This window comes from Streptomyces sp. NPDC001920 (assembly GCF_053594495.1).
Window position 1 is genome coordinate 325,052 of record NZ_JBSFEP010000002.1, and the last position, 22,789, is coordinate 347,840.

Sequence of the window (22,789 nt, forward strand, 5' to 3'; positions counted from 1 at the left end):
GCCGGTCGTCAGCCGAAGAAGACCCCGACCTCTTCGTACAGCTTCGGGTCCACCGTCTTCAGCTTCTCCGTGGCGTCCGCGATCGGGACCCGGACGATGTCCGTGCCGCGCAGGGCGACCATCTTGCCGAAGTCGCCGTCGTGGACGGCCTCGATGGCGTGCAGTCCGAAGCGGGTGGCGAGCCAGCGGTCGAACGCGCTGGGGGTGCCGCCCCGCTGGACGTGGCCGAGGACCGTCGTACGGGCCTCCTTCCCCGTCCGCTTCTCGATCTCCTTGGCCAGCCACTCGCCGACGCCGGACAACCGCACATGCCCGAAGGAGTCCAGCGACTCGTCCTTGAGGACCATGTCGCCGTCCTTGGGCATGGCGCCCTCGGCGACGACCACGATCGGGGCGTACGACGCCTTGAAGCGCGAGGTCACCCAGGCGCACACCTTGTCGACGTCGAAGCGCTGCTCGGGGATGAGGATGGCGTTGGCCCCGCCGGCGAGACCGGAGTGGATGGCGATCCAGCCCGCGTGACGGCCCATCACCTCGACGACCAGCACCCGCATGTGGGACTCGGCGGTGGTGTGCAGCCGGTCGATGGCCTCGGTCGCGATGCCGACGGCGGTGTCGAAACCGAAGGTGTAGTCGGTGGCGGACAGGTCGTTGTCGATGGTCTTGGGCACGCCGACGCAGGGCACGCCGTACTCGTCGGACAGGCGGGTGGCGACGCCGAGGGTGTCCTCGCCGCCGATCGAGATGAGCGCCTCGACCTCCTGCTTGGCGAGGTTCTCCTTGATACGGCGGATGCCGTCCTCCTGCTTGAGGGGATTGGTGCGCGAGGAGCCGAGGATGGTGCCGCCGCGGGGCAGGATGCCGCGCACGGCGGGGATGTCGAGGCGGACGGTGTCGTTCTCCAGGGGGCCACGCCAGCCGTCCCGGAAACCCACGAAGTCGTAGCCGTACTCCTGTACGCCCTTGCGGACGACGGCCCGGATGACGGCGTTGAGACCGGGGCAGTCGCCGCCTCCGGTCAGTACTCCGACCCGCATGGAAATATCCCTTCGCCGCGGTTGCCTGGTGAGGCCACGCTAATGGTGAGCCAGGTCACACAGCGATGGGTCGGGACGGCAATTCCGGTGAATCGCCGGGTATTTGGTTTACGCGCCGTCAAGCGGACGGCCGATGGATCACTCGTCGTCGAGGCCGCGCTCTATCGCGTACCGCACCAGCTCCACCCGGTTGTGCAACTGGAGCTTGCCGAGGGTGTTCTGGACGTGGTTCTGGACCGTGCGGTGGGAGATGACCAGGCGTTCGGCGATCTGCTTGTAGCTCAGGCCCTTGGCGACGAGGCGCAGCACCTCGGTCTCGCGCTCGGTGAGCTGCGGGGCCCTCGGCTGGTCGGCGTCGGGGGCGGCGGGCGCGGGCTCGGAGGCGAGACGGCGGTACTCGCCGAGGACCAGTCCGGCCAGGCCCGGCGTGAACACCGGATCGCCGACGGCGGTACGACGCACCGCGTCGAGGAGCTCCTCGGTCGAGGCCGACTTCAGCAGGTAACCGGTCGCCCCGGACTTCACGGCTTCCAGGACGTCGACGTGCTCGCCGCTCGCCGACAGGACGAGGACACGCAGGGCCGGGTTGTGGGCGACGAGTTCCTTGCAGACCTGGACGCCGGGCTTGGCGGGCAGGTTGAGGTCGAGCACGAGGACATCGGGGGTGGCGGCCTTGGCCCGGCGTACGGCCTGGTCGCCGTCGCCCGCGGTGGCCACGACGTCGAAGCCGGACTGGGTGAGGTCGCGGGCGACCGCGTCGCGCCACATGGGGTGGTCGTCGACCACCATGACCTTGACAGGGCTCTGCTGTCCGCTCGTGGTGTCCGTCATCGCTGCTCCGCCTTCCCCCGTGAAGCGCTGCTGTCCTTCGGTACTTTCAGTTCCACTTCGGTGCCCTGCCCCGGCACCGAGATCAGCTCGGCGGTGCCGCCGAGGTCCCGCAGCCGCCCCCGGATCGACAGGGCGACGCCGAGCCGTCCCTCGCCCTCGGCCTGTGCGAGCCGGCCCTCGGGGATGCCCGGCCCGTCGTCCCGCACGGTGACGACCACCTCGTCGGGCTCGTCCTCGACGAGGATCCACGCGCGCGCCTGCTCCCCCGCGTGCCTGCGGACGTTGTCCAGGGCGGCGCCGACGGCCGCGGCCAGCTCCCGCGCGGCGACGGGTGCCAGCGGCACGGGGGCGCCCGGCTCGGCCAGGTTCACCCTGGCGCCGGCGTAGGGGGCGAGCAGCGCGCGCAGATCGACGGGGCCCCCGGCGTCGTCGGACTCCTCCACGGCGCGTACGAGCGCCCCCTCGGCGGCGTCCTCCGAGACCCGCGAGACGGGCACCAGGCCGCCCGAGACCAGGGTGCGCAGCGCCACCTCCTGCTCGCCGGCCATCCGGCCCAGCTCGGCCGCCTCACCCCCGATGACGGCACCGCGACGCTGCACCATGGCCAGCACCTGCAGGACGCTGTCGTGGATGTCCCGGGCGAGCCGCTCCCGTTCCCGGGTCGCGGCCTCGATCTCCAGGGCGCGGGCGAGGGTGCGCTCGGAGGCGCGGGCGACCTCGACGACGTAGCCGATGGCGATGGAGGCGATCCAGACGAGCAGCACCATGTGGATGGTGTCGCGGGTGGGCACCCCGGAGCGTTCGATCAGGTTGGCGGCGGCGACCAGCGTGGAGGCGAACGCGGCCCAGCGCCAGCCGCCCTTGATGGCGAACGCCAGCACGGCGCCCGCGGTCCATATCGACGGCAGGGTCGGGGCACCGGCCTCGATCCGCTCGGGCGACTCGGCGAGCCGGGTCAGCAGGATGCCGGTCAGGGCGATGGTGAGGTCGACGGCGAGGAAGCGCTTGGTGCAGCTCGCCGCGTTCGCGACCCTGGGCAGGGTGGCCAGCGTCCAGACGGCGAGGACGGCGTAGTAGCCGAGGGCGACCCACGGGCGGGCGACCTCGTCGTGGGCGCTGGCGAAGAGCCCGATCGCGTACACCAGAGTCAGCACCCGGTAGCCGGTGAGCGCACGCCACAGCGGCTGCTCGACCGACATCCTCATGACCCGCTCGCGCTTGGCCACTCGCCCCCACCCCTCGGCTCAGATGCGGCCGACTCTATTCGGACTGTTCCTTCTTCTTCCGCGCCTGTTCCTTCTCGGCCTTGGCCGCCTCCGCGATCTGCCGCTTGGCGGCGGTCGCGTACATGTCGACATACTCCTGGCCGGAGAGCTTCATGATCTCGTACATGACCTCGTCGGTCAGCGCGCGGAGCACGAACCGGTCGTGCTCCATGCCCTGGTACCGGCTGAAGTCCATGGGCTCGCCGATCCGGATGCCCGGCCGCATCAGCTTGGGCATCACCTGGCCCGGCGGCTGGATCTTCTCCGTGTCGATCATGGCGACCGGGATGACCGGCGCTCCGGAGGCGAGGGCCACGCGCGCGAGACCGCCGGGCTTGCCCCGGTACAGGCGGCCGTCGGGCGAGCGGGTGCCCTCCGGGTAGATGCCGAACAGCTCACCGCGTTCGAGGACCTCTATGCCGCTCTTGATGGCCGCCTCGCCCGCGCCGCGCGCTCCGGAGCGGTCCACGGGCAGCTGGCCGACGCCCTTGAAGAACGCGGCCGTCAGCCGGCCCTTGACGCCCGGGGTCGTGAAGTACTCGGCCTTCGCGATGAAGGTGACCTTGCGGTCGAGGACCGCGGGCAGGAAGAACGAGTCCGAGAAGGACAGGTGGTTGCTCGCCAGAATCGCCGGGCCCTCGGCGGGAATGTTCTCCAGCCCTTCCACCCAGGGCCTGAAAGCGACCTTCAGCGGTCCCCCGATGGCCACCTTCATCGCGCCGTACAACAACCGAGTGCCTCCTGTGTCTGTAGATCAGACCTTAACCCGGAGCACTGTCGAAGAGTCCTACGGCCCTGGTCGGTGTCAGTGCGGTCGCGTACGGTGAAGCACACCCGGCTGTGTCGATGTGCGGCTCGGCCGTGTGGATCCATGTCGTTGCGCTCGTTCCCGCCGTCCTTCTCACGAACAGGAGACCGTAAAGGTGCCGGTCCTTCCTGGAGCCGAGCCGTACCGCCACGAGGGCGGGGAGGTCGGGGTGCTCCTCTGCCACGGCTTCACCGGGTCCCCGCAGTCGCTGCGTCCCTGGGCGGCACATCTCGCCGAACGGGACCTCACCGTCTCGCTGCCGCTGTTGCCGGGACACGGCACGCGCTGGCAGGACATGGTGCTCACCGGCTGGCAGGACTGGTACGCCGAGGTGGACCGCGCCCTGCGTGACCTGCGCGACCGCTGCGAATCGGTGTTCGTGGCCGGCCTGGGCATGGGCGGCACGCTCGCGCTGCGCCTCGCGGCGAAGCACGGGGTGGACGTGGCCGGCGTGGTGGTGGTCAACCCGGCGAACAAGGTGCACGGCGTGTCCGCGCACGCCCTTGCGGTGCTGCGCCACCTCGTCCGTACGACACGGGGAGTGACCGGGGACATCGCCAAGGGCGGCGTCGAGGTCGGGTACGACCGGGTGCCGCTGCCCGCGGCCCATTCCCTGCGGAACTTCCACCGTCTGGTCGACGGCGAGTTGCCGCAGGTCACCCAGCCGCTGCTGCTTCTGCGCAGCGCGCACGACCACGTCGTGCCGGCGGCGGACTCGACGCGGATCCTGAGCAGGGTGTCGTCCACGGACGTAACGGAGGTCGTGCTGGAACAGAGCTGTCACGTGGCGACGTTGGACCATGACGCGAACCGGATCTTCGAGGAGAGCCTCGGCTTCATCGACCGGCTCAGAACCGGCGCCAGCAAGGAAGGGACGAACGCACGTGGCTGAGCACGACTCCGACCGCGACAGACGCGAGGACCGCGACGATCGCGAGCCGGAAGAGCAGCACGTCCCGTTCGACGAGGACGCCGCCTGGGCGGCGATCGTCGCCGGATACGGCGAGGAGCCACCGGACCCGCCGGGCGCCAAGCCGTTCAAGTCGATCGAGGACCTGGCCCTGCTGGAGGCCGACACGAACGACGAGGCGGGCGCCGGGGCGGACGCGCAGTCCGGCGGCGCCGAGGGCGAGCGGGGCGACAGGGGCGAGTTGCCCAAGAGGCCCGAGAGGCCCCAGAAGTCCGCGGGGCCGGACAAGGCCGGGGAGTCCGGGGGACCAGGAGAGCCCGGCAAGCTCGGAGACTCCGGGGAATCCAGGGGTTCCGGAGATTCCAGGGAATCCGAGGGCTCCGGGGAATCCGGGGAATCCGGGGAGGACAAGCCGGTCAGGCCGGTCAGGCCGCTCGGCAGCTCCGTGTCCTTCGCTCCCGGTGTCGGCCCGCGCGACTACAGCCTGCCCGAACCGTCCGAGGACGACTTCGACACCGACGACGAGGGCCACTTCGTACCGCCGGAGCCGCCACCGCTGCCCGACGCCGACCCGACCGCGAAGTTCGCCTGGCTCGGCGTGCTCGGCGGTCCGATCCTGCTGCTGCTGGCCGTCGTGTTCGGCTGGGAGATGACCTGGTGGCTGACCACGCTGGGCATCGGCGGGTTCGTGGGCGGGTTCGCCACGCTGGTCATGCGGATGAAGCCGGATGACGAAGAGGACGACGATCCCGGGCGGGGCGCCGTCGTCTGACCTACCCGTCCGCGGGGATTCTCAGGGCGGCCAGGACCGGAAGGTGGTCCGTGGCCGCCCTCAGGTCTGCCTCCGTCACCCCGGGGTGGTGCCGGGGGACACCGCAGCCGAGCACCTCGATGCCCTTCGTGGCGAAGATCGCGTCGATGCGCTGATGGGGGTCGGCCGGGGTCGAGGTGTACTCGCCGCCCCAGGGAGCGATGGCCCAGCAGTCCTGAAGGTCCTCGGCCAGGCGGCGGAAGGTGCGGCCACCGGGGCGCTCGTTCAGGTCGCCACCGGCGACGGCGTGCTCCACGCCCAGATCGGCCAGGTGGTCGAGGAGCATGCCGCCCTGGTCGTGGCGCTCGTCCTTCTGCAGGGAGAGGTGGCAGCTCAGCACGCCGAGGCGGGCGCCGCCGAAGCGGACCACCGCCGTGGCGAAGCCGCGCCGGTGCAGCCCGGGGGTGAGCGGGAGGAGCACGTCCTGCGTGCGCTCCACGGTGGCCCTCAGGTCGCACAGGATCGCGGGACCCGCGGCCGTGGCACCACCGGTGAGGACGACGAGGTCGCAGGCGTGGGCGAGGCGGGCGAGCTGCTTGCGCCAGCGGAAGAAGCGGGGGGCCTCCTGGACCAGGACCAGGTCGGGGGCGCAGGCGTTGATCACCCCGGCCAGGGCGTCGGTGTCGTCCCGCATCGAACGGATGTTGTAGCTCAGGACCCTGACGACCGCGGAACCGTCGGGTTCCGTGCGGGAATGGGGGAGCGACTCCATGTGGATCAATCTACGCCCCATGGCGCGGGGCGCGAGGCTGTGTGCGACAGCCGGCTCGTCGTGGCTTGTCGCGCAGGTCCCCGCGCCCCTGGGCCGGAGCGGTCCCCGGCGGACGAAGAAGTCCCTTACATGCCTTACATGATCGGGTCGGGCTCGCGGGCCAGGTCGGCCGCGCCCACCAGGCCCGCCTTGTTCCCGAGCTGGGCGGCGATGACATCCGCCACCGGGCGCCAGTTGCCGCCGACCAGCCAGCGCTTGTACGACTTGCGGATCGGGTCGAGGACCAGTTCGCCCTCGTCCGAGAGGCCGCCGCCGACGATGAAGGCGGACGGGTCGAACAGGGAGGCCAGGTCGGCGAGGCCGGCGCCGGCCCAGCGGGCGAGTTCGCGGTAGGAGTCGACGGCGACCGGGTCGCCCTGGCGGGCGGCCATGGAGATGTGCTTGCCCTCGATGCCGTCGGGGGTGCCGTCGCCCATGCCGAGGAGGATCTCGGCGTTCTCCGGGGTGGCGTTGGCGCGCTGCTTGGCGTAGCGGACCAGGGCACGGCCGGAGGCGTACTGCTCCCAGCAGCCCTGGCTGCCGCAGCCGCACAGCAGGCCGTCCGGCACCATGCGGATGTGGCCGAACTCGGCGGCCACGCCGTAGTGCCCGCGGCGCAGCTTGTTGCCGATGATGATGCCGCCGCCCAGGCCCGTGCCGAGCGTGATGCAGATGACGTTGCGGTGGCCCTTGCCCGCGCCGAACTTGTACTCGCCCCAGGCCGCCGCGTTGGCGTCGTTCTCGACGACGACCGGGAGGCCGACGCGGGCCTCGACCTTCTCCTTCAGCGGCTCGTTGCGCCAGTCGATGTTCGGGGCGAAGTAGACCTCCGAGCGCTGGCGGTTGACGTAACCGGCCGCACCGATACCCACGCCGACGATCTCGTGTCCTGCGCGCGCGCCCTCCACCGCGGTGGCGATGGCGTCCACGATGCCCTCGGGCGTGCCCGGGGTCGGCACCTTGTGGGTCGAGAGGATGTTGCCTTCCTCATCGACCACGCCGGCCGCGATCTTCGTGCCGCCGATGTCGACGCCGATGGTGAGTCCCATGAATCCCTCAGTTTCGGTCGAGCCCCGCTACGGCCAACCGTACCCGAGGCCCCCGCCCCGGGGTCCCGTCGTCCGTCCGGCGGACAGGCCAGGGGGCCCACCGGCGTCCGGCCGCGGTCCCGGTGGTAGGCCACGGGGCTCGTCCGGCTGCGGTCCCGGAGGTTCGCCGGGGTCAGTCGAGGTCGATGCGCTGGCCGGGTCCGGCCTCGTCGCCCCGGTCCCGACGCTCCTGGAGGTCGTGTCCGCCGCTCTCCCCGGTCGTCCAGCGCCGTTCCTGGGCCTGGACCGCGGAGCGGTAGGCGGCGAGGAGTTCGCTGCCGGCCGCGGCCAGGTGGTCGAAGACGTCCGGGTTGCGTTCGATGACCGGCTCGACAGCGGCCCTGGCCTGGTCCACGACCTGTTTGACCACCTGCTGGGCGGCGGGCCCGGCGACCGCGCCGAGCAGCGGGGACTGGATGTTCGACAGCTTGTCCGCGACGGTGTCGACCAGCTTGCGCAGCTCCTCGGCGGCCGAGCCCGCAGGTGCGCCGTGCTGGGCCCGGCGGCGGGCCTTCTCCTGCGCGAGGTCCTCGGCACACGCCGTCGCCCAGGCGTCGGCGTCGGACGCCCGCACCTCGTCGGCCCGCACCTCGTCGATCGCCTCGTGCTCTCCCCCACTCTCGGCTTCGCTCGACGAGCGGGGGGACTCCCACGCTTCGGACGGGGGGAGCTCTTCGCTCATGACGGACTCCTGACTACGGTTCGTCTCTCCGACGTTACCCGAACGGGCGTACCTGCCTCACCGGGTGCGCGGCCACAGGTCCGGATCCGGCGCGAACCGGATGCGCAGCTCCGCGTCCCGCAGCGCGGCCCCCTCCACACGGCATCTGCGCAGGGCGGACGGCAGCGGCACGATGCGCCGGAACTGCCCGGCGGTGACGACGAGTTCGTCGCCGCGCCGGACGAGGTCGAGTTCCTCGCGTACGGCGCCGGGCAGCGGGAGGTGCCAGACGAGGACGCCGTCCTCGGCGAGCCGGTCGGTGACGGGCCACTCGACGGTGGACGACGTGTCGTTGACGGCGGGCAGGGCGAGGGCGTCGAGGTCGTCGGTGCCGCGGGGGTCGCGGCCGAGGTGCGCGACGGCGTGGACGTCGTGGTGCTCCCGCCATTCCTCCAGGATCTTGCGCTGCTGGGTGACGGGCCCGGCGAGCCAGCTGCCGGCCGTCGCCTCCGTCTCCGGCAGGATCCGGTTGGCGATCAGCAGATCGGGGCGCAGACCGCGCAGGGCGAGGGCGAGGGTGGCGGCCCGCACGGCGTCGGCACCGCCCGGTCCGGGTTCGGCGACAAGCCGTACGACGGTGTCGCGGTCGGCGACGACGGCTTCGGCGGCGGCGAGTTCGACGTCCCAGCGGGCGGCGGTCTCGTACAGCCATTCCGCGGGCATCGGGACGCCGGCCAGCCGCCCCAGGACGGGGCGCAGGGCACGGGCGGCCTGCCGCTCGGAGGGCAGCAGCCGACGCAGATAGCGGCGCAGTTCCTCGGGGAGCGACAGCAGGGCGAGGGCGTGCGGGGTGGCCGGGAGGTCGACGACGAGGAGGTCGTGGGCCTCGGCGAGGGCGGCGTCCCGCAGGGCTCGCAGCAGGGCGAGTTCCTCGGCTCCGGGGAGGGGGGTGACCTCCTCCGGGTCGAGGCGGGAGGCGCCGAGGAGGTCGAGGGCGGTGGTGGCGCGTTCCTGGAAGGCGGCGAGGTCGTCGCGGAAGCCGGCGCAGGCGTCGGGGCGCCAGGCGGTGAGGTTCGCGGTGACCCCGGTCGGGGAGGCGCCCGTGGTCACGCCGAGGGCGGCACCAAGGGTGTCGGTGCGGTCGGCGCTGAGGACCAGGGTTCTGGTGCCGGTGGCCGCCGCCGCGAGCGCGGTGGCGGCCGCGACGGTGGTACGGCCGCTGCCGCCCGGGCCTGTGATCAGGATGGTGCGCATGGGGGTGAACCGTAACGGACGCCGAGGTCAGGCCGGATTGCCGGTGGCCCGGTGCGGGCCGGGTGGGAGACACCCGACCACGTACCCCACCCGCCCGGGGGCGAAGCGCCTACTTGCCCGACTCCACCCGCTTCTTCAGGCCCGCCAGCGCCCGGTCGATGATGACCTTCTCGGCCTTGCGCTTGATCATGCCCAGCATCGGGATCTTGACGTCCACGGTCAGCCGGTAGGTCACCTCGGTGGAGCCCGCGCCGGCCGGCTTGAGGATGTACGAGCCGTCCAGCGAGCGCAGCATCTGGGACTTCACCAGGGTCCAGGACACCTCGTGCTCACCGCCCCAGGTGTACGCCAGCACCTGGTCGTCCTTGATCGCGCCGGCGTCCATGACGAGACGGACCTGCTCGGCACGGCCGTCGGCGTCGGTCTTGAGGACCTCCGCCTCCTTCACCTCGCCGGTCCATTCGGGATAGCGGGCGAAGTCGGAGATCACCCCCATGACGTCGGCCGGTGCCGCCTCGATCGTGATGCTCGAGCTGGTGTGTTCCGCCATCGCCGTGGCTCCTCCAGATGCGGGCCGGTAAGAAGTCGTGGTGCGCACGCGTGCGCAGCGTGAAGGCTACCGCGCGCCCGACCGGCCGACTCCACCCCCACCTGCGCCGTCGTCGGGAAAGCGCCCACCGGGCCGTCGTCGGGCTCCCACCGGGGGCCGGTTACTCACCATTCCAGCACCCAGGGCTTCCCGGACCCGGCGAAGTGCCCCACGTTCACGCACTCCGTCGCCCCGATCCGCATCCGCCGCGCCAGCGGCTGATGGACGTGCCCGAACAGGGAGTAACGGGGGCGGGTACGGTGAATCGCCTCCAGCAGCGCCCGGCTTCCGCGCTCGAAGCGCCGCGCCACCGTGTCGTACACCAGCTCCGGGACCTCCGGCGGGATGTGCGTGCACAGGACGTCCACCTCGCCCACGGCCTCGATCTTCGCGGCGTACTCCTCGTCGCTGATCTCGTAGGGGGTCCGCATCGGGGTCCGCAGGCCCCCGCCCACGAAGCCGAAGGTCCAGCCGCCGATCTCCACCCGCTCCCCGTCCAGCACCGTCGTGCCCGGACCGGCGTACTCCGGCCACAGGGGCGGCATGTCGACATTGCCGTAGGTGGCGTACGTCGGTGTCGGGAACGCCGCGAACATCTCGGCGTACTGCTTGCGCACCGCCTTCTCGATCACCGAGCGCCGGTCCGAGCCGATCCCGGCCCACAGCCGCGCCCCGAACTCCCGCGCCTCCTCGAAGCGCCGGGCGGTGCGCAGCTCCACGATCCGGTCGGCGTTCTCCACGCCGAACAGGTCGGGGAAGATGCCGCGCGAGTGGTCGGCGTAGTCGAGGAACAGCACCAGGTCGCCCAGGCAGATCAGGGCGTCGGCGCCTTCGCCGGCCCTGGCCAGGTCGCGGGCGTTGCCGTGCACGTCGCTGACCACGTGTACGCGAGTCCTGTGGTTTCCGCTCGGTGTGGGTGCCATGACGATCAAGGGTAGGCGTGTGCGGCATACGTGAACAGTGGCGCCCGGACCGATGGTTACTGGCCAGTCGTCAGACAGCTCGACTACTGTGCGCGAAGAAACACCAATCCGTGTGACGCAGCGAACATCTCGCCGGGACCCCCTGTCGAAGAAGCCATACCGGCGGGTAACGTCCGGTCGGTCCAGTCGTGCTCTGGATTTCAACATGTGAATCCCCGAGCACTTGCCCGAGCCTTGGACCGCACCGTCGCATCGCACAACGTCGTGGCGCCGGCGCCCTATGAGGAGCAGCAGTCTTGCGCGAGTTCAGCCTTCCGGCTTTGTACGAGGTCCCCGCGGACGGGAATCTGACCGACATCGTCCGCAGAAACGCCGCGCAGCACCCGGACGTCGCTGTCATCGCCCGCAAGGTCGGCGGAGCCTGGCAGGACGTGACGGCCACCGCGTTCCTGGCCGAGGTGCACGCGGCCGCGAAGGGGCTCATCGCCGCCGGGGTCCAGCCGGGCGACCGGGTCGGCCTGATGTCCCGTACCCGCTACGAGTGGACCCTGCTCGACTTCGCGATCTGGTCGGCGGGCGCGGTCACCGTGCCCGTGTACGAGACCAGCTCGCCGGAGCAGGTCCAGTGGATCCTCGGCGACTCCGGCGCGACCGCCATGATCACGGAGCTGGACAACCACACGGCCGCCGTCGAGTCGGTGCGCGACCGGCTGCCCGCCCTCAAGCACGTCTGGCAGATCGAGGCCGGTGGCGTCGAGGAGCTGGGCCGGCTCGGCCAGGACGTCAGCGACAGCACGGTCGAGGAGCGCAGCTCGCGGGCGAAGGCGGACGACCCGGCGACCATCGTGTACACCTCCGGCACCACCGGGCGCCCCAAGGGCTGTGTGCTCACCCACCGCAGCTTCTTCGCCGAGTGCGGGAACATCGTGGAGCGCCTGCGGCCGCTGTTCCGCACCGGCGAGTGCTCCGTGCTGCTCTTCCTGCCGCTCGCACACGTCTTCGGCCGACTGGTGCAGATCGCGCCGATGATGGCGCCCATCAAGCTGGGCACGGTCCCGGACATCAAGGACCTCACCGACGAGCTGGCCGCCTTCCGCCCGACGCTGATCCTGGGCGTGCCGCGGGTGTTCGAGAAGGTCTACAACTCGGCGCGCGCCAAGGCCCAGGCGGACGGCAAGGGCAAGATCTTCGACAAGGCGGCGGACACCGCGATCGCCTACAGCAAGGCGCTGGACAGCCCCTCGGGCCCGTCCGTCGGCCTGAAGATCAAGCACAAGGTCTTCGACAAGCTCGTCTTCAGCAAGCTGCGCGCGGTCCTCGGCGGCCGGGGTGAGTACGCCATCTCCGGCGGCGCTCCGCTCGGCGAGCGGCTCGGGCACTTCTTCCGCGGCATCGGCTTCACGGTCCTGGAGGGCTACGGCCTGACCGAGTCCTGTGCCGCCACCGCCTTCAACCCCTGGGACCGGCAGAAGATCGGCACGGTCGGTCAGCCGCTGCCGGGTTCCGTGGTGCGGATCGCGGACGACGGGGAGGTGCTGCTGCACGGCGAGCACCTGTTCAAGGAGTACTGGAACAACCCGGGCGCGACCGAGGAGGCGCTGGCCGACGGCTGGTTCCACACCGGTGACATCGGCACCCTCGACGAGGACGGCTACCTCAGGATCACCGGCCGCAAGAAGGAGATCATCGTCACCGCGGGCGGCAAGAACGTCGCCCCGGCCGTGATCGAGGACCGCATCCGGGCGCACGCGCTGGTCGCGGAGTGCATGGTGGTGGGCGACGGGCGGCCGTTCGTGGGCGCGCTGGTCACCCTCGACGAGGAGTTCCTGGGCCGCTGGTGCGCCGAGCACGGCAAGCCGGCGGGCTCCACCGCGGCGTCGCTGGCCGGGGACGCGGACCTGAACGCGGCGATCCAGGCCGCGATCGACGACGGCAACGCCGCGGTGTCGAAGGCGGAATCGGTGCGGAAGTTCCGCATTCTGCCCTCCCAGTTCACGGAGGATTCGGGCCATCTGACGCCGTCGCTGAAGCTCAAGCGCAACGTCGTGGCGAAGGACTTCGCGGACGAGATCGAGGCGATCTACCAGAAGTAGCAAGCACCGCTCGGACTAGGGCGCGGTGTCCTCCACGAGGACCCGCGCCATCGTCCGTTCGGCGAGCGCGGTGATCGTCACGAACGGGTTCACCCCGATCGACCCGGGCACCAGCGACCCGTCGGTGACGTACAGCCGTGGGTACCCCTTCACCCGGCCGTGGTCGTCGGTCGCCTTCCCCAGCACGCAGCCGCCCAGCGGGTGGTACGTGAAGTCGTCGGCGAAGACCCGGTTGCCCGAGCCGAACAGGTCGTACCGGTAGATCGTGGCGTTCGCCCTGTTGATCCGGTCGAACAGCTTCTTCGCCATGCCCGTCGACACGGCGCTCTGCGCCGCGCTCCAGCCGAGCCGCACGGCCCCGCTCCCCGAGTCGTACGAGAACGACGCCCGCTCCTGGTTCTTGGTGATCGCCAGATAGAGGCTGACCCAGTGCTCCAGTCCCGTGGGCAGCGGCGCGATCTCGGCGAAGACCGGGTTGGCCGCATTGGACCAGTCGTCGATGCCCATGACCGGCATGGTCGACTGGTTCGCCCCGACCGTGTCCCACAGGTGGTTGGCCCGGCCGAGCATCACGTTGCCGTTGGGGCCCCACCCGGTGCCGACGCTCGCGTCCAGGGCGGGCAGCGAGCCCGACTCACGGGCGCGGACGAGGAGTTCGGTGGTGCCGATGCTGCCGCCGCCGAGGAAGAGGTACGTGCAGCCGTACTCCTTGGTCGCGACGACCGTGCCGGTGTCGTCGATCCGGTCGGCGGTCAGCACGTACGTGCCGTCGGGCGCCCTGCTGACCGACCGCACCTTCTCCAGGGTGTGGAGGGTGACGTTCCCGGTGCCGAGCGCCGCCGCCAGGTAGGTCTTGTCGAGCGTGCGCTTGCCGTGGTTGTTGCCGTAGATGACCTCCCCTGCCAGCGCGGACCTCGTCGCCGTGCCGGCCGCCTCGCGCTGCATGTGGCCGAAGTCGTAGACGTTGGGCACGAAGGTGGTCCGCAGGCCGGCCTTGGTGGCGTGGGCGCGGGAGACCCGGGTGAAGCGGTACCACTCCGTGGACTCGAACCACGCGGGGTCGATGGTGTTGACGCCCAGCATGGAGCGGGCGCGCGGGAAGTAGGTGCGGTACATCTCCGCGGCGTCGACGGTCGGGAACTGCTCGGCGAAGTAGGACGGGAGCGGGGTGACGGCCATGCCGCCGTTGACGAGGGAGCCGCCACCGACGCCTCTGCCCACGTACACGGACATGTGGTCGTAGTGGACGCGGTCGAGGACTCCCGGGTAGGGGCTGATGTCCCTGTTGACGAGGTCCAGCCACAGGAAGGTGGCGAGCGGGGCCTCGGTGCGGGTGCGGAACCACATGGAGCGGCGGTCGGGGGCGCTGGTGGAGCAGAAGACCTTGCCGTCGGGGCCGGAGGTGTTCCAGAGGCGGCCCATCTCGATCACGAGGGTGCGGATGCCCGCCTGGCCCAGGCGCAGGGCGGCGACCGCGCCGCCGTAGCCGGAGCCGATGACGATGGCCGGGGCGTGGTCGACCGCGTCGGGCTCGGCGGCGTGGGCCGATGTGAGGCCGATGCGGGTGAAGCCGAGGGCGGCGGCACTCTGCAGTGCCGCCATCCCGAGGATTTGACGTCTTGTCAGCTGACGCTGCATCAGTTTTACTGTCATGTGCGCAGCATGGGCGGAATTTCCGGTTCCGCCTAGTGGGGTGCCGCGTATTCGTCGTCGCCGGCCACCGGCACGCCGTGGCCTGTCCCGCCGGCCCCCTGGATCCTGTCGGAGCGCCGCACTACAGCAGGTTCTTCAGGTGCTCCGCGAGCAGGTCCCAGCGCCACTTCTCCTCGACCCACTCCCTGCCCCGCTCCCCCATCCGGGCGCGCAGCTCCGCGTCCCCGAGGAGTGCGACGACGCGCTCGGCCGCCTCGTCCGGGGAGCCGCCCCGCACCACCCAGCCCGTCTCCCCGTCGAGCACCGCGTCCGGCGCCCCGCCCGAGTCGCCCGCGACCACCGGCAGTCCGGTCGCCGACGCCTCCAGGTAGACGATGCCGAGGCCCTCGACGTCCAGGCCGCCCCGGCGCGTGCGGCACGGCATCGCGAAGACGTCGCCGGCCCCGTAGTGGGCGGGCAGTTCGGACCAGGGAACGGCGCCGGTGAAGTGGACGGAGCCGGCGACACCGGTCTCGTGGGCCATGCGCCGCAGGTCCTTCTCGTACGGCCCGCCCCCGACGATCAGCAGCACGGCGTCCGGCTCGGCCGCCAGGATCCGGGGCATGGCCCGGATCAGGGTGTCCTGCCCCTTGCGCCGCACCAGCCGGGACACGCAGACGACGACCGGCCGGTCCGTCAGACCCAGCCGGGCCCGCACCTCGTCCCCGCCCGAGCCGGGGTGGAAGGTCTTCTCGTCGACCCCCGGCGGCAGCTGCGCCATCCGCGAGGCCGCCTCGGGCGTCAGCGCGGTCGCGATCCGCGCGCGCGTGTACTCGCCCAGGTAGGTGATCGTGTCCGTCGCCTCCCCGATCCGGCGCAGCAGCTGCCGGGCCGCGGGCAGCTGGGCCCAGCCCGCCTCGTGGCCGTGGGTCGTGGCCACGAGGCGCTCGGCGCCCGCCCGGCGCAGCGCCGGAGCCATCAGGCCGAGCGGCGCCGCCGCCCCGAACCACACCGACGTACAGCCGTGCTCGCGCAGCAGGCCGACCGCACGCCGGGTCACCGCGGGCGTCGGCAGCAGCATCGTCGTACGGTCCCGTACCACCGTGAAGGGCTGCTCGGCGTCGAAGGCGGCCGTGGCCTCGGCACCCTCCCGGCCGCGCTTCCAGGTGGAGGCGTAGACGACCAGCCGCTCGGGGTCGAGCCGCAGCGCCATGTTGTGCAGGAACGCCTGGATGCCGCCGGGACGGGGCGGGAAGTCGTTGGTCACGATCAGGGTCTTGTGCATCGCCGCCGACCTTATCGAAGCCGCCGTTCACCGCATGCGCTCGGCCGCGTGTGTGGCCTGCCCGCAGCCGCACAGGACATCATGTTCCCCTGGTGGGAAATCGAACGGCAGGGGATCCGGTGGAGACGACGGGCACGCGGCGGTCCCTGGCGCTGCTGCTGGGCATCTGGGGCCTGAGCAGGGTGGCCCTGCTGCTCGCGGTGTTCAAGGTGTACGTCTTCCCCGGCCCGGACGTCACCAGCGACGTGTCGGTGATCTACCAGGGCTGGTACGAGGTCCTGCGCACCGGAACGTTCCCGCAGGACGACGTCACCTGGCAGTACCCGCCCGCCGCGGCGCTGCCGGTCCTCTCCCCCGCGCTCGTGTTCTGGCTGGACTACCCGTCGGCCTTCTTCGTCCTGTGCTTCGCCGCCGACCTGGCCGTGCTACTGCTCCTGCTGTACGACGGCCTGCGCCCCGGCCGGACCCTGCGCGGGGCCTGGGTGTGGGTGGCGGGCGTACCGCTGCTCGGGCCGACCGTGTACGCCCGCTACGACGTGATGGTGACCGCCGTCGCCGTGGCCGCGCTGCTCGCGGGTGCCCGGCACCCGAAGGCGATGGGCGCGCTGACGGCCTTCGGGGCGATGCTGAAGGTGTGGCCGGTGCTGCTGCTGGTCGCGGCCCGCAGGCGGGGCGCCTGGGCCTCGGCGGCGCTGACCGCGGGCGGCCTCGCGGCGCTGTTCGCCCTCGCGATGCCCGGCGCCTTCGCCTTCCTGGCCTTCCAGCGCGACCGCGGCACCGAGGTGGAGTCGCTGGGGGCGCTGGTCTTCCATGTGGCCCGGCAGTACGGCTGGGACGGCGAGGTGCGGCTGAACTACGGCTCGGTGGAGTTCCTCGGCCCGTACGTCGACGTCGTCAGCCACGCCGCCCTCGCCCTGAGCGCGCTCGCCTTCGGCTGGCTGCTGCTGTGGCGGCTGAGGGCGCGCCGGTTCCTGTCGCACACGCTCGCCGACGCGGCCTTCGTGGCGGTGCTGATGTTCGTCACGACCAGCCGGGTGATCAGCCCGCAGTACCTGGTGTGGCTGGTCGGTCTCGCCGCGGTGTGCCTGTGCTTCCGGGGCAGCCGGATGACACTGCCCGTGAGCCTGGTCCTCGCTGCGTGCCTCGTGACGGTTCTGGAGTTCCCCCTCTGGTTCGCGCACGTCGTAGCCAGTGACGCGCTGGGCGTGAGCCTGCTCTTCCTGCGCAACGGCCTGCTGGTCCTCGCCACCCTCCTCGCGGCCCGTGCCCTCTGGCGCGAGACGGTGACCCGGACCGCGCCCCTGCCCGTGCCGGCTCAGGCCACCCGCGCCAAGGAGACGTCACTGCCCTCCTGAGGCCGGGCCCGCCGCAGCAGCACCAGCACCGCCGCGCACTGCGCGGCCATCGCCAGCGCCAGCCCCAGGCACACCCCGGGCAGGCCGAGGCCGGACAGCCCGTGCACGAGCGGCAGCTGGAACGCGGTGCCGAGCACGGTCACCCGGAGCAGCCGGGGCGCCGCACCGCTGCCCTCGAAGATGCCGCCGAGCGCGATGAAGCAGGCCATCAGGACGAGGTACGGCCCGACACAGCGCAGGAACAGCACACCGTCGTGGGCCACGGCCGGCCCGGCGCCGAAGGCGGCCATCACCCAGGGGGCCGTGACCGCCAGCAGCACGGCCGCCATCAGCCCGGCGCCTCCCGAGACCAGTACGGCCTGCCGCGCGATCGCCCGCCGTGCGTCCCGCCCCGCGCCGAGCAGGTGCGCGGTGTGGAGGGAAGCGGCCTGGCGGACGGCGTAGAAGGCCATGGTGGCGACGTACAGGGCCTTGTACGCGATCGAGTACGCGGCGACGGCCGTCACCCCGAGCCGCGCCACGATCGCGACCAGGCCCAGGGTGCCCGTCTGCCGCACGGTGAAGTCGGCCGCGATGGGCAGCCCGGTCCGCAGGGTCCGCAGCGCCGCCCCGGCCGGCGGTTTCGCGGGGCGCGCCCCGGCCGCCGCACGCAGCAACGGGTTCCGGCGCAGGGCGAGCAGACCCACGCCCAGGGCCACCGTCCGGCACAGCACGGTCGAGGCGGCGGCGCCCCGGACGCCGTAGAGGTGGATGAGGAACGGGTCGCAGACCAGGATCAGCCCGTTGGCGAGGAGTGCGAGCCGCAGCGGCGTCCTGGTGTCGCCTGCGCCCTTGAGGATGCCGTCGACCAGCTGCTGCGCGAAGAACACCGCCGTCCCGGGCAGCGAGATCGCGAAGTAGCCCACCGCGAGCGGCAGCGCCGGACCTCCGTCGAGCACCAGCCGCGCCAAGGGCTCGCGCAGGACGAACCCGCCCGTCACGACCACCGGGGTGACCAGCGCCCACACCGCCCAGCCCCCGCGCACCGCCGCCCGCACCGCCCCCGGGTCCCGCGCGCCCCTGGCATGGGCGACCAGCACCGTCGTACCGGACGCGAAGACGAGCGCCACACCGAGCAGCACGTTCTCGGTGTTGGTCGCGACCGCCACCGCGGCCACCGCGGGGCCGCCGAGCCGGGACACCCAGACCGTGTTGATGATCCCCGCGGCGACGGAGGCGAGGAGCGAGAGGTAGACGGGGTGGGCCAGCGAGAGCAGCTGTCTGCGATGAGCGTCCACGTACGCGATTCCCCCTCGAAACGAGCTACCTCGTTTAGAGGCAACTCGATAAGAGGTAGCATGGGTGCAGCGCATCCGCAAGGAGGACCATGCTGGAGCTGTCGATCCTGGGCTTCTTGGCCGAAGAGCCCCTGCACGGTTACGAGTTGAAGGAGCGCATCAAGGCGCTGAGCGGCCATGTCCGCCCCGTCAGCGACGGGGCGCTGTATCCGGCGATCACGCGTCTGCTCAAGGCCGGCAAGCTCGACGAGCACGCGGAGCCGGGGGCGGGTGCCGCTCCGCGCCGGACCCTCTCGCTCACCGACGAGGGCCGCGAGGATCTCCTGGAACGCCTGCGCCGGCCGAAGCCGGTGGAGATCACGGACCAGGTGCGCTTCCACACGGTCCTGGCCTTCCTGCGGCATCTGCCCGACCGCCGGGAACAGGCCGAGGTCCTGCGCCGCAGGCTGGAGTTCCTCACCGCGCCCACGAGCTTCTTCTACGCCGACGGCAGGCCGGTACGGGCGGAGGAGGCCGGCGACCTGTTCCGGCAGGGCATGCTCCGGGTGGCCCGGGCGACGGGCGAGGCGGAGCGCGCGTGGCTGACGGAGGCCATCGCGATCCTGGACCGCCCGGACCGAGCCCCCGCACCGCCGGATCAGCCGAGCTGAGCCCGCAGGTACTCCCGCCAGTCCTGGGTGAACCGGGCCGTCGAGGTCCCGAGCACGTCCCGCAGCGCCCTCTCCACGGCCCCCGCCCGCCGCTCGTGCGCGCCCACGGCCCGGTAGAACTCGACGAGCCGGACCTCGCCCCAGCGCTCCGCGATCATCCGGCAGGCCAGCCATCCGCCCTCGTACGCCAGCGCCAGCTGGTCCGCGTCGCGGCCGAATCCGAAGTCCGCGTCGGACGGCAGGGCCGTTGGCAGCCGCCCCTGCGACACCGCACGGGACAACTCGGGTGCCGCCTGGGAGGGGGAACGGCCGCTGCCGAGGTAGCCGACCCGGTCGGCGTAGCCCTCGGAGAGCCACAGCGGGGTGGCGGCGGTGGTGGCGGCGCGGGTGGCGACATGGGTGGTCTCGTGGGTGAGGACGACCTGCTTGCCGGTGGCGCCGAGGACGCCGTACGCCTCGGGGTTGACGATGATCCGGTCCGCCGGTGCCCGCGTCCGGCCGCCGGTCTCGCCGGTGGTGACCGCGGCGATCCCGCGGTAGGAGGAGGCGGGCGAGCCCAGCAGCCCCGCCATGCCGGCCAGCGACTTCGGTACGAGGACGACGACGCGCCCGGCCCATGTGCCGCCCCAGGCCCGGGACACGGCCGGCACCGCGCGGTCCGCGAGCGCCGCGTACACGCGCAGCGCCTTCCCCGACTGCCCGACTCCCAGGACCAGGCTGTGCTCACCGGAGACGGCGCTCACCTCGCCCTGGTCCCACAGCTGCGCGGCGGAACCCTTCGCGGGCCGCTCCGCTTCGACGTACCAGTGGCCCTCCGGGTCCAGGCTCAGGCTCAGCGTGCGCCCGGCCCTGACGGGAGCAGGATCGTGGCCCCGGACGCGATAGCGGAGTTCGGCCTCGGCGGTCGCGGTGCTGCCGCTGCGCCGCAGCCCGGTGACGCGGTACGACCACTCGGCGAGGGGCACCGCGCGCAGGTTGCCGAACCCGTCCCGCGCGCCCGTGTCCAGATACGCCGCCTCGTCGTGGTCGAGGATCGCGGCCGCCCTGCGGTCGAGAAGGCGCTGCACCTGTGCCGTCGTGCCGTCCACGGCGGGCCGCCCGCCGCAGCCCACCAGCGAGACGAGCAGCAGACAGAGCACGAGGACCGTCCGTGTTCCCGACGCCCGCCTTCGACCAGCCATTTCCCGATCGTACGGCGGCCGGCGCACGAGGGTCAGACCCCGGTCACACCCGGGTGACCGTCGCCCCCGGCATCATGCCCACCGGGTCGTAGCGCACGGGCGCGCCCGGGTAGGGCGCGTGGATCACCTGTCCGTTGCCCATGTACATCCCCACGTGACTGGCGTCGGACCGGTAGGTGACCACGTCACCCGGCTGTGCCTCGGAGAGCGGGACCTGTCGGCCGGCGTACCGCTGGCCCTGCGAGGTGCGCGGCAGGGAGACACCGGCCTGGGCGTACGACCACTGGATCAGGCCCGAACAGTCGAAGCCGGAGGGGCCGTTGGCGCCCCAGATGTACGGCCTGCCCAGCGCGGACCGGGCGGCGGCGACCGCGGCGGCGGCTCGGCCCGAGGAGGGGACGGCGCCGCCGAAGCCGGGCAGGTCGGCACGGCCGGAGCGGGAGGCGCGGTCGAAGGCGGCGCGATCGGCCGGCGAAAGGGAGTTCAGCAGCCTGCGGGCCTGGGCGAGTTTGCGCTCGACGGTCCGCTTGTGGGCGGCGACGGCCTTGCGGCTCTTCTCCAGGTCGACGAGTTTCCTGGCCGCCTCGGCGCGCTCCTGGGCGATGACGCGCATGGCGTCCTGGAGTTCGTCCAGCTCGTCGGCCTGGTGGGCGCTGAGCCGGGCGATCCGGGCGGCCTTGTCCAGGTAGTCGGCCGGGTCCTCGGAGAGCAGCAGGGCGAGGGAGGGGTCGATGCCGCCGGACCGGTACTGGGCGCCGGCCAGCGAACCGAGAGCGTCCCGCTTGGAGTTGATGCTCTGCTGCTGCCGGGCGATCCGGTCCTGGGCGTCGTTCACCTCCGCGCGGAGCTTGTCGGCGCGCTCGTCGGCCTTGTTGTAGGCCTCGGTCGCCTTCTCGGCCTCCTCGTAGAGGCGGTCCACCTTGGCCCGGGTGTCGTCGTGCGGCGTGGCCGTGGCCGGTACGACCCCGAGGGCCGTGGCTGCGGCTGACATGACACAGAGCGCTGCACCGGCGCCACGGTCGAACCCGGACGATGCAAGGCGGCGATGGGACCCCACGGGAAGCCGCTCTCCTTCCGCTGGCGACAAGGACCTTCCCCGGCGACGGGGAAACGCGGCAGACAGTAGCTCCGTGCGGTGGCGCCGACCAACGACCGCGCCGGGCACGCACAGTGACGCCCCGCCTATGACGCAGGTCATGGGCGGGGCGTGGGGTCAGCGGGCGTCGTCGTGATTCGCCCGTTCGGGCGGCACGCTGTGTTGATCTTGGAGGGGCCGGATCAGACCCGGACGCCCCACATGAACGGGCCGCCGATGGTGTTCATCGACTCGTACCGGACGACGGTGCCGGTGCGGGGGGCGTGAATGATCTGACCGTTGCCGGCGTAGAGGCCCACGTGGTGCAGGTCGTTGAAGAAGAAGACGAGGTCGCCGACCTGGAGGTCGCTCTGCGAGTAGATACGCGTGCCGATGCCGGACTGCGCCTCCGAAGTACGCGGTATCGAGACGCCGGCCTGGGCGTAGGCCCAGGAGGTCAGGCCGGAACAGTCGAAGGAGGACGGGCCGGTCGCACCGTAGACGTAGGGCGAGCCGAGCTTGCTCTGGGCGGCGGAGTAGGCCGCGGCGGCCCGGCCCGAGGCGGAGCTGGTGTTACCGAGCTCCACGCGTTCGGCGGAGGAACGGCTGGCGCGCTCCTCCTCGGCGGCGAGGGCGGCCTTCTCCGCGGCGGTCAGGGTGTTGAGGAGCTTCTGGGCCTCGGCGAGCTTGGCCTGGACTTCCTTCTTCTTCTTGCCCAGCTCGGCGCGGGTGGAGGAGAGGTCCTTGAGCTTGTCGGCGGCCTCGGCGCGCTGCTGGGCGAGTTCGCGCTGCTTCGCCTGGATCTTCTTCAGCGAGTCGACCTGCTGGGCGCTGAGCTGGTCGGCGGTGGACGCCTTGTCCAGGTAGTCGTCCGGGTTCGACGACAGGAACAGCTGGAGGGAGGAGTCGATGCTGCCCGTGCGGTACTGGGCGGCGGCCGCGAGGCCCATCGCGTCCCGGAGTTCGTTGAGCTCTTCCTGGCCGCGGGCGACGTTGTCCTGGATGGTGGAGATCTCCTTCTGGAGCTTCTCCTGCTTCTCCCTCGCCCCGTTGAACTTCTCGGTGGCGTGCTCCGCCTGCTCGTAGAGCTTGTCGACCTTGGCCTTGACCTCGTCCTTGCTCGGCTTCTCGCTGGGGGCCGCGTTGGCGGCCTGCGAACTGATGGCCACGGCGGCAGCGGCGGCGGTGGTCAGCACGGTCACACGTGCTCGGCTCGGCTGCTTGGGTCGACGGTGGGACGCCACGGAGGTGAAACCCTTCTTGTGAGTGATCACCCGCTCGGAGGTACGACGCCAGACCCTAGTGACCCTCTT

General features: G+C 71.8%; 21 protein-coding genes. 5 read left to right on the forward strand and 16 right to left on the reverse strand.

Features of this window, described 5'->3' with window-relative positions; all coding sequences use genetic code 11:
- Window positions 1-8: 8 nt before the first annotated feature.
- The 4 genes from ACWCPI_RS04045 to ACWCPI_RS04060 all read right to left on the reverse strand — a co-directional run bounded on the left by ACWCPI_RS04045 (window position 9) and on the right by ACWCPI_RS04060 (window position 3,863).
- Complete coding sequence (locus ACWCPI_RS04045; protein ID WP_451036608.1) at window positions 9-1,037, reverse strand: 6-phosphofructokinase; 1,029 nt, start codon at window positions 1,035-1,037, stop codon at window positions 9-11.
- Between the two features lie 138 nt (window positions 1,038-1,175).
- Window positions 1,176-1,868: a response regulator gene (locus tag ACWCPI_RS04050; RefSeq protein ID WP_451036609.1), complete on the reverse strand. Its 693-nt coding sequence runs from the start codon at window positions 1,866-1,868 to the stop codon at window positions 1,176-1,178.
- Complete coding sequence (macS, locus tag ACWCPI_RS04055) at window positions 1,865-3,094, reverse strand: MacS family sensor histidine kinase (protein WP_451036610.1); 1,230 nt, start codon at window positions 3,092-3,094, stop codon at window positions 1,865-1,867. Before macS ends, ACWCPI_RS04050 begins: the two co-directional genes overlap by 4 nt.
- A gap of 34 nt (window positions 3,095-3,128) precedes the next feature.
- Window positions 3,129-3,863: a lysophospholipid acyltransferase family protein gene (locus ACWCPI_RS04060; RefSeq protein ID WP_451036611.1), complete on the reverse strand. Its 735-nt coding sequence runs from the start codon at window positions 3,861-3,863 to the stop codon at window positions 3,129-3,131.
- Window positions 3,864-4,056: 193 nt separating this feature from the next.
- Between ACWCPI_RS04060 and ACWCPI_RS04065 the strand changes: the two genes are divergently transcribed.
- A complete protein-coding gene (locus ACWCPI_RS04065; RefSeq protein WP_451036612.1) occupies window positions 4,057-4,833 on the forward strand; it encodes an alpha/beta hydrolase in 777 nt (258 codons plus the stop codon).
- Window positions 4,826-5,623, forward strand: coding sequence for a hypothetical protein (locus ACWCPI_RS04070; RefSeq protein WP_451036613.1), 798 nt, complete (start codon window positions 4,826-4,828; stop codon window positions 5,621-5,623). Before ACWCPI_RS04065 ends, ACWCPI_RS04070 begins: the two co-directional genes overlap by 8 nt.
- A gap of 1 nt (window position 5,624) precedes the next feature.
- Here the strand turns inward: ACWCPI_RS04070 and ACWCPI_RS04075 are convergent, their stop codons facing one another.
- The 6 genes from ACWCPI_RS04075 to ACWCPI_RS04100 all read right to left on the reverse strand — a co-directional run bounded on the left by ACWCPI_RS04075 (window position 5,625) and on the right by ACWCPI_RS04100 (window position 10,928).
- The gene (locus tag ACWCPI_RS04075) at window positions 5,625-6,374 is read right to left on the reverse strand and encodes an endonuclease/exonuclease/phosphatase family protein (RefSeq protein WP_451036614.1); all 750 of its coding nucleotides are present in this window, start codon (window positions 6,372-6,374) and stop codon (window positions 5,625-5,627) included.
- Between the two features lie 134 nt (window positions 6,375-6,508).
- Window positions 6,509-7,462 (reverse strand): ROK family glucokinase, encoded by a 954-nt coding sequence (locus ACWCPI_RS04080; protein ID WP_451036615.1) that lies wholly within the window; start codon window positions 7,460-7,462, stop codon window positions 6,509-6,511.
- A 172-nt stretch (window positions 7,463-7,634) separates the two neighbouring features.
- Window positions 7,635-8,183, reverse strand: coding sequence for a DUF5304 domain-containing protein (locus ACWCPI_RS04085; RefSeq protein ID WP_451036616.1), 549 nt, complete (start codon window positions 8,181-8,183; stop codon window positions 7,635-7,637).
- Window positions 8,184-8,240: 57 nt separating this feature from the next.
- Window positions 8,241-9,416, reverse strand: a complete 1,176-nt coding sequence (locus ACWCPI_RS04090) for an ArsA family ATPase (protein ID WP_451036617.1) — start codon at window positions 9,414-9,416, stop codon at window positions 8,241-8,243.
- Window positions 9,417-9,525: 109 nt separating this feature from the next.
- Window positions 9,526-9,966, reverse strand: a complete 441-nt coding sequence (locus ACWCPI_RS04095) for an SRPBCC family protein (protein ID WP_451036618.1) — start codon at window positions 9,964-9,966, stop codon at window positions 9,526-9,528.
- 164 nt (window positions 9,967-10,130) lie between these two features.
- Window positions 10,131-10,928 (reverse strand): metallophosphoesterase family protein, encoded by a 798-nt coding sequence (locus tag ACWCPI_RS04100; protein WP_451036619.1) that lies wholly within the window; start codon window positions 10,926-10,928, stop codon window positions 10,131-10,133.
- 296 nt (window positions 10,929-11,224) lie between these two features.
- Between ACWCPI_RS04100 and ACWCPI_RS04105 the strand changes: the two genes are divergently transcribed.
- Window positions 11,225-13,021: an AMP-dependent synthetase/ligase gene (locus ACWCPI_RS04105; RefSeq protein ID WP_451036620.1), complete on the forward strand. Its 1,797-nt coding sequence runs from the start codon at window positions 11,225-11,227 to the stop codon at window positions 13,019-13,021.
- A 15-nt stretch (window positions 13,022-13,036) separates the two neighbouring features.
- On the opposite strand, the gene ACWCPI_RS04110 is transcribed toward ACWCPI_RS04105, so the two are convergent.
- Window positions 13,037-14,659, reverse strand: a complete 1,623-nt coding sequence (locus ACWCPI_RS04110) for a GMC oxidoreductase (protein ID WP_451036621.1) — start codon at window positions 14,657-14,659, stop codon at window positions 13,037-13,039.
- Window positions 14,660-14,795: 136 nt separating this feature from the next.
- A complete protein-coding gene (locus ACWCPI_RS04115; protein ID WP_451036622.1) occupies window positions 14,796-15,938 on the reverse strand; it encodes a glycosyltransferase family 4 protein in 1,143 nt (380 codons plus the stop codon).
- Between the two features lie 119 nt (window positions 15,939-16,057).
- Here ACWCPI_RS04115 and ACWCPI_RS04120 point away from each other — a divergent pair, with 119 nt between their 5' ends.
- A complete protein-coding gene (locus tag ACWCPI_RS04120; protein WP_451036819.1) occupies window positions 16,058-17,293 on the forward strand; it encodes a glycosyltransferase 87 family protein in 1,236 nt (411 codons plus the stop codon).
- Here ACWCPI_RS04120 and ACWCPI_RS04125 read toward each other — a convergent pair.
- Window positions 17,254-18,570, reverse strand: a complete 1,317-nt coding sequence (locus ACWCPI_RS04125; protein WP_451036623.1) for an MATE family efflux transporter — start codon at window positions 18,568-18,570, stop codon at window positions 17,254-17,256. The two genes, ACWCPI_RS04120 and ACWCPI_RS04125, sit on opposite strands and share 40 nt — an antisense overlap.
- Before the next feature lie 89 nt (window positions 18,571-18,659).
- On the opposite strand from ACWCPI_RS04125, the gene ACWCPI_RS04130 reads away from it, so the two are divergent.
- A complete protein-coding gene (locus tag ACWCPI_RS04130) occupies window positions 18,660-19,220 on the forward strand; it encodes a PadR family transcriptional regulator (protein WP_451036624.1) in 561 nt (186 codons plus the stop codon).
- On the opposite strand, the gene ACWCPI_RS04135 is transcribed toward ACWCPI_RS04130, so the two are convergent.
- The 3 genes from ACWCPI_RS04135 to ACWCPI_RS04145 all read right to left on the reverse strand — a co-directional run bounded on the left by ACWCPI_RS04135 (window position 19,208) and on the right by ACWCPI_RS04145 (window position 22,720).
- Window positions 19,208-20,401, reverse strand: a complete 1,194-nt coding sequence (locus tag ACWCPI_RS04135) for a hypothetical protein (RefSeq protein WP_451036625.1) — start codon at window positions 20,399-20,401, stop codon at window positions 19,208-19,210. The two genes, ACWCPI_RS04130 and ACWCPI_RS04135, sit on opposite strands and share 13 nt — an antisense overlap.
- A 43-nt stretch (window positions 20,402-20,444) precedes the next feature.
- Window positions 20,445-21,458, reverse strand: coding sequence for an NlpC/P60 family protein (locus tag ACWCPI_RS04140; protein WP_451036626.1), 1,014 nt, complete (start codon window positions 21,456-21,458; stop codon window positions 20,445-20,447).
- Between the two features lie 221 nt (window positions 21,459-21,679).
- Window positions 21,680-22,720, reverse strand: coding sequence for an NlpC/P60 family protein (locus ACWCPI_RS04145; RefSeq protein WP_451036820.1), 1,041 nt, complete (start codon window positions 22,718-22,720; stop codon window positions 21,680-21,682).
- Between the last annotated feature and the right edge of the window lie 69 nt (window positions 22,721-22,789).

Excerpts from the sequence above, each read along its gene's own strand:
- ACWCPI_RS04045 (WP_451036608.1), bottom strand. The coding sequence starts at position 1,037 with ATGCGGGTCGGAGTACTGACCGGAGGCGGCGACTGCCCCGGTCTCAAC.
- ACWCPI_RS04050 (WP_451036609.1), bottom strand. The coding sequence starts at position 1,868 with ATGACGGACACCACGAGCGGACAGCAGAGCCCTGTCAAGGTCATGGTG.
- ACWCPI_RS04075 (WP_451036614.1), bottom strand. The coding sequence starts at position 6,374 with ATGGAGTCGCTCCCCCATTCCCGCACGGAACCCGACGGTTCCGCGGTC.
- ACWCPI_RS04080 (WP_451036615.1), bottom strand. The coding sequence starts at position 7,462 with ATGGGACTCACCATCGGCGTCGACATCGGCGGCACGAAGATCGCGGCC.
- ACWCPI_RS04085 (WP_451036616.1), bottom strand. The coding sequence starts at position 8,183 with ATGAGCGAAGAGCTCCCCCCGTCCGAAGCGTGGGAGTCCCCCCGCTCG.
- ACWCPI_RS04090 (WP_451036617.1), bottom strand. The coding sequence starts at position 9,416 with ATGCGCACCATCCTGATCACAGGCCCGGGCGGCAGCGGCCGTACCACC.
- ACWCPI_RS04095 (WP_451036618.1), bottom strand. The coding sequence starts at position 9,966 with ATGGCGGAACACACCAGCTCGAGCATCACGATCGAGGCGGCACCGGCC.
- ACWCPI_RS04100 (WP_451036619.1), bottom strand. The coding sequence starts at position 10,928 with ATGGCACCCACACCGAGCGGAAACCACAGGACTCGCGTACACGTGGTC.
- ACWCPI_RS04110 (WP_451036621.1), bottom strand. The coding sequence starts at position 14,659 with ATGCAGCGTCAGCTGACAAGACGTCAAATCCTCGGGATGGCGGCACTG.
- ACWCPI_RS04115 (WP_451036622.1), bottom strand. The coding sequence starts at position 15,938 with ATGCACAAGACCCTGATCGTGACCAACGACTTCCCGCCCCGTCCCGGC.
- ACWCPI_RS04130 (WP_451036624.1), top strand. The coding sequence starts at position 18,660 with ATGCTGGAGCTGTCGATCCTGGGCTTCTTGGCCGAAGAGCCCCTGCAC.
- ACWCPI_RS04135 (WP_451036625.1), bottom strand. The coding sequence starts at position 20,401 with ATGGCTGGTCGAAGGCGGGCGTCGGGAACACGGACGGTCCTCGTGCTC.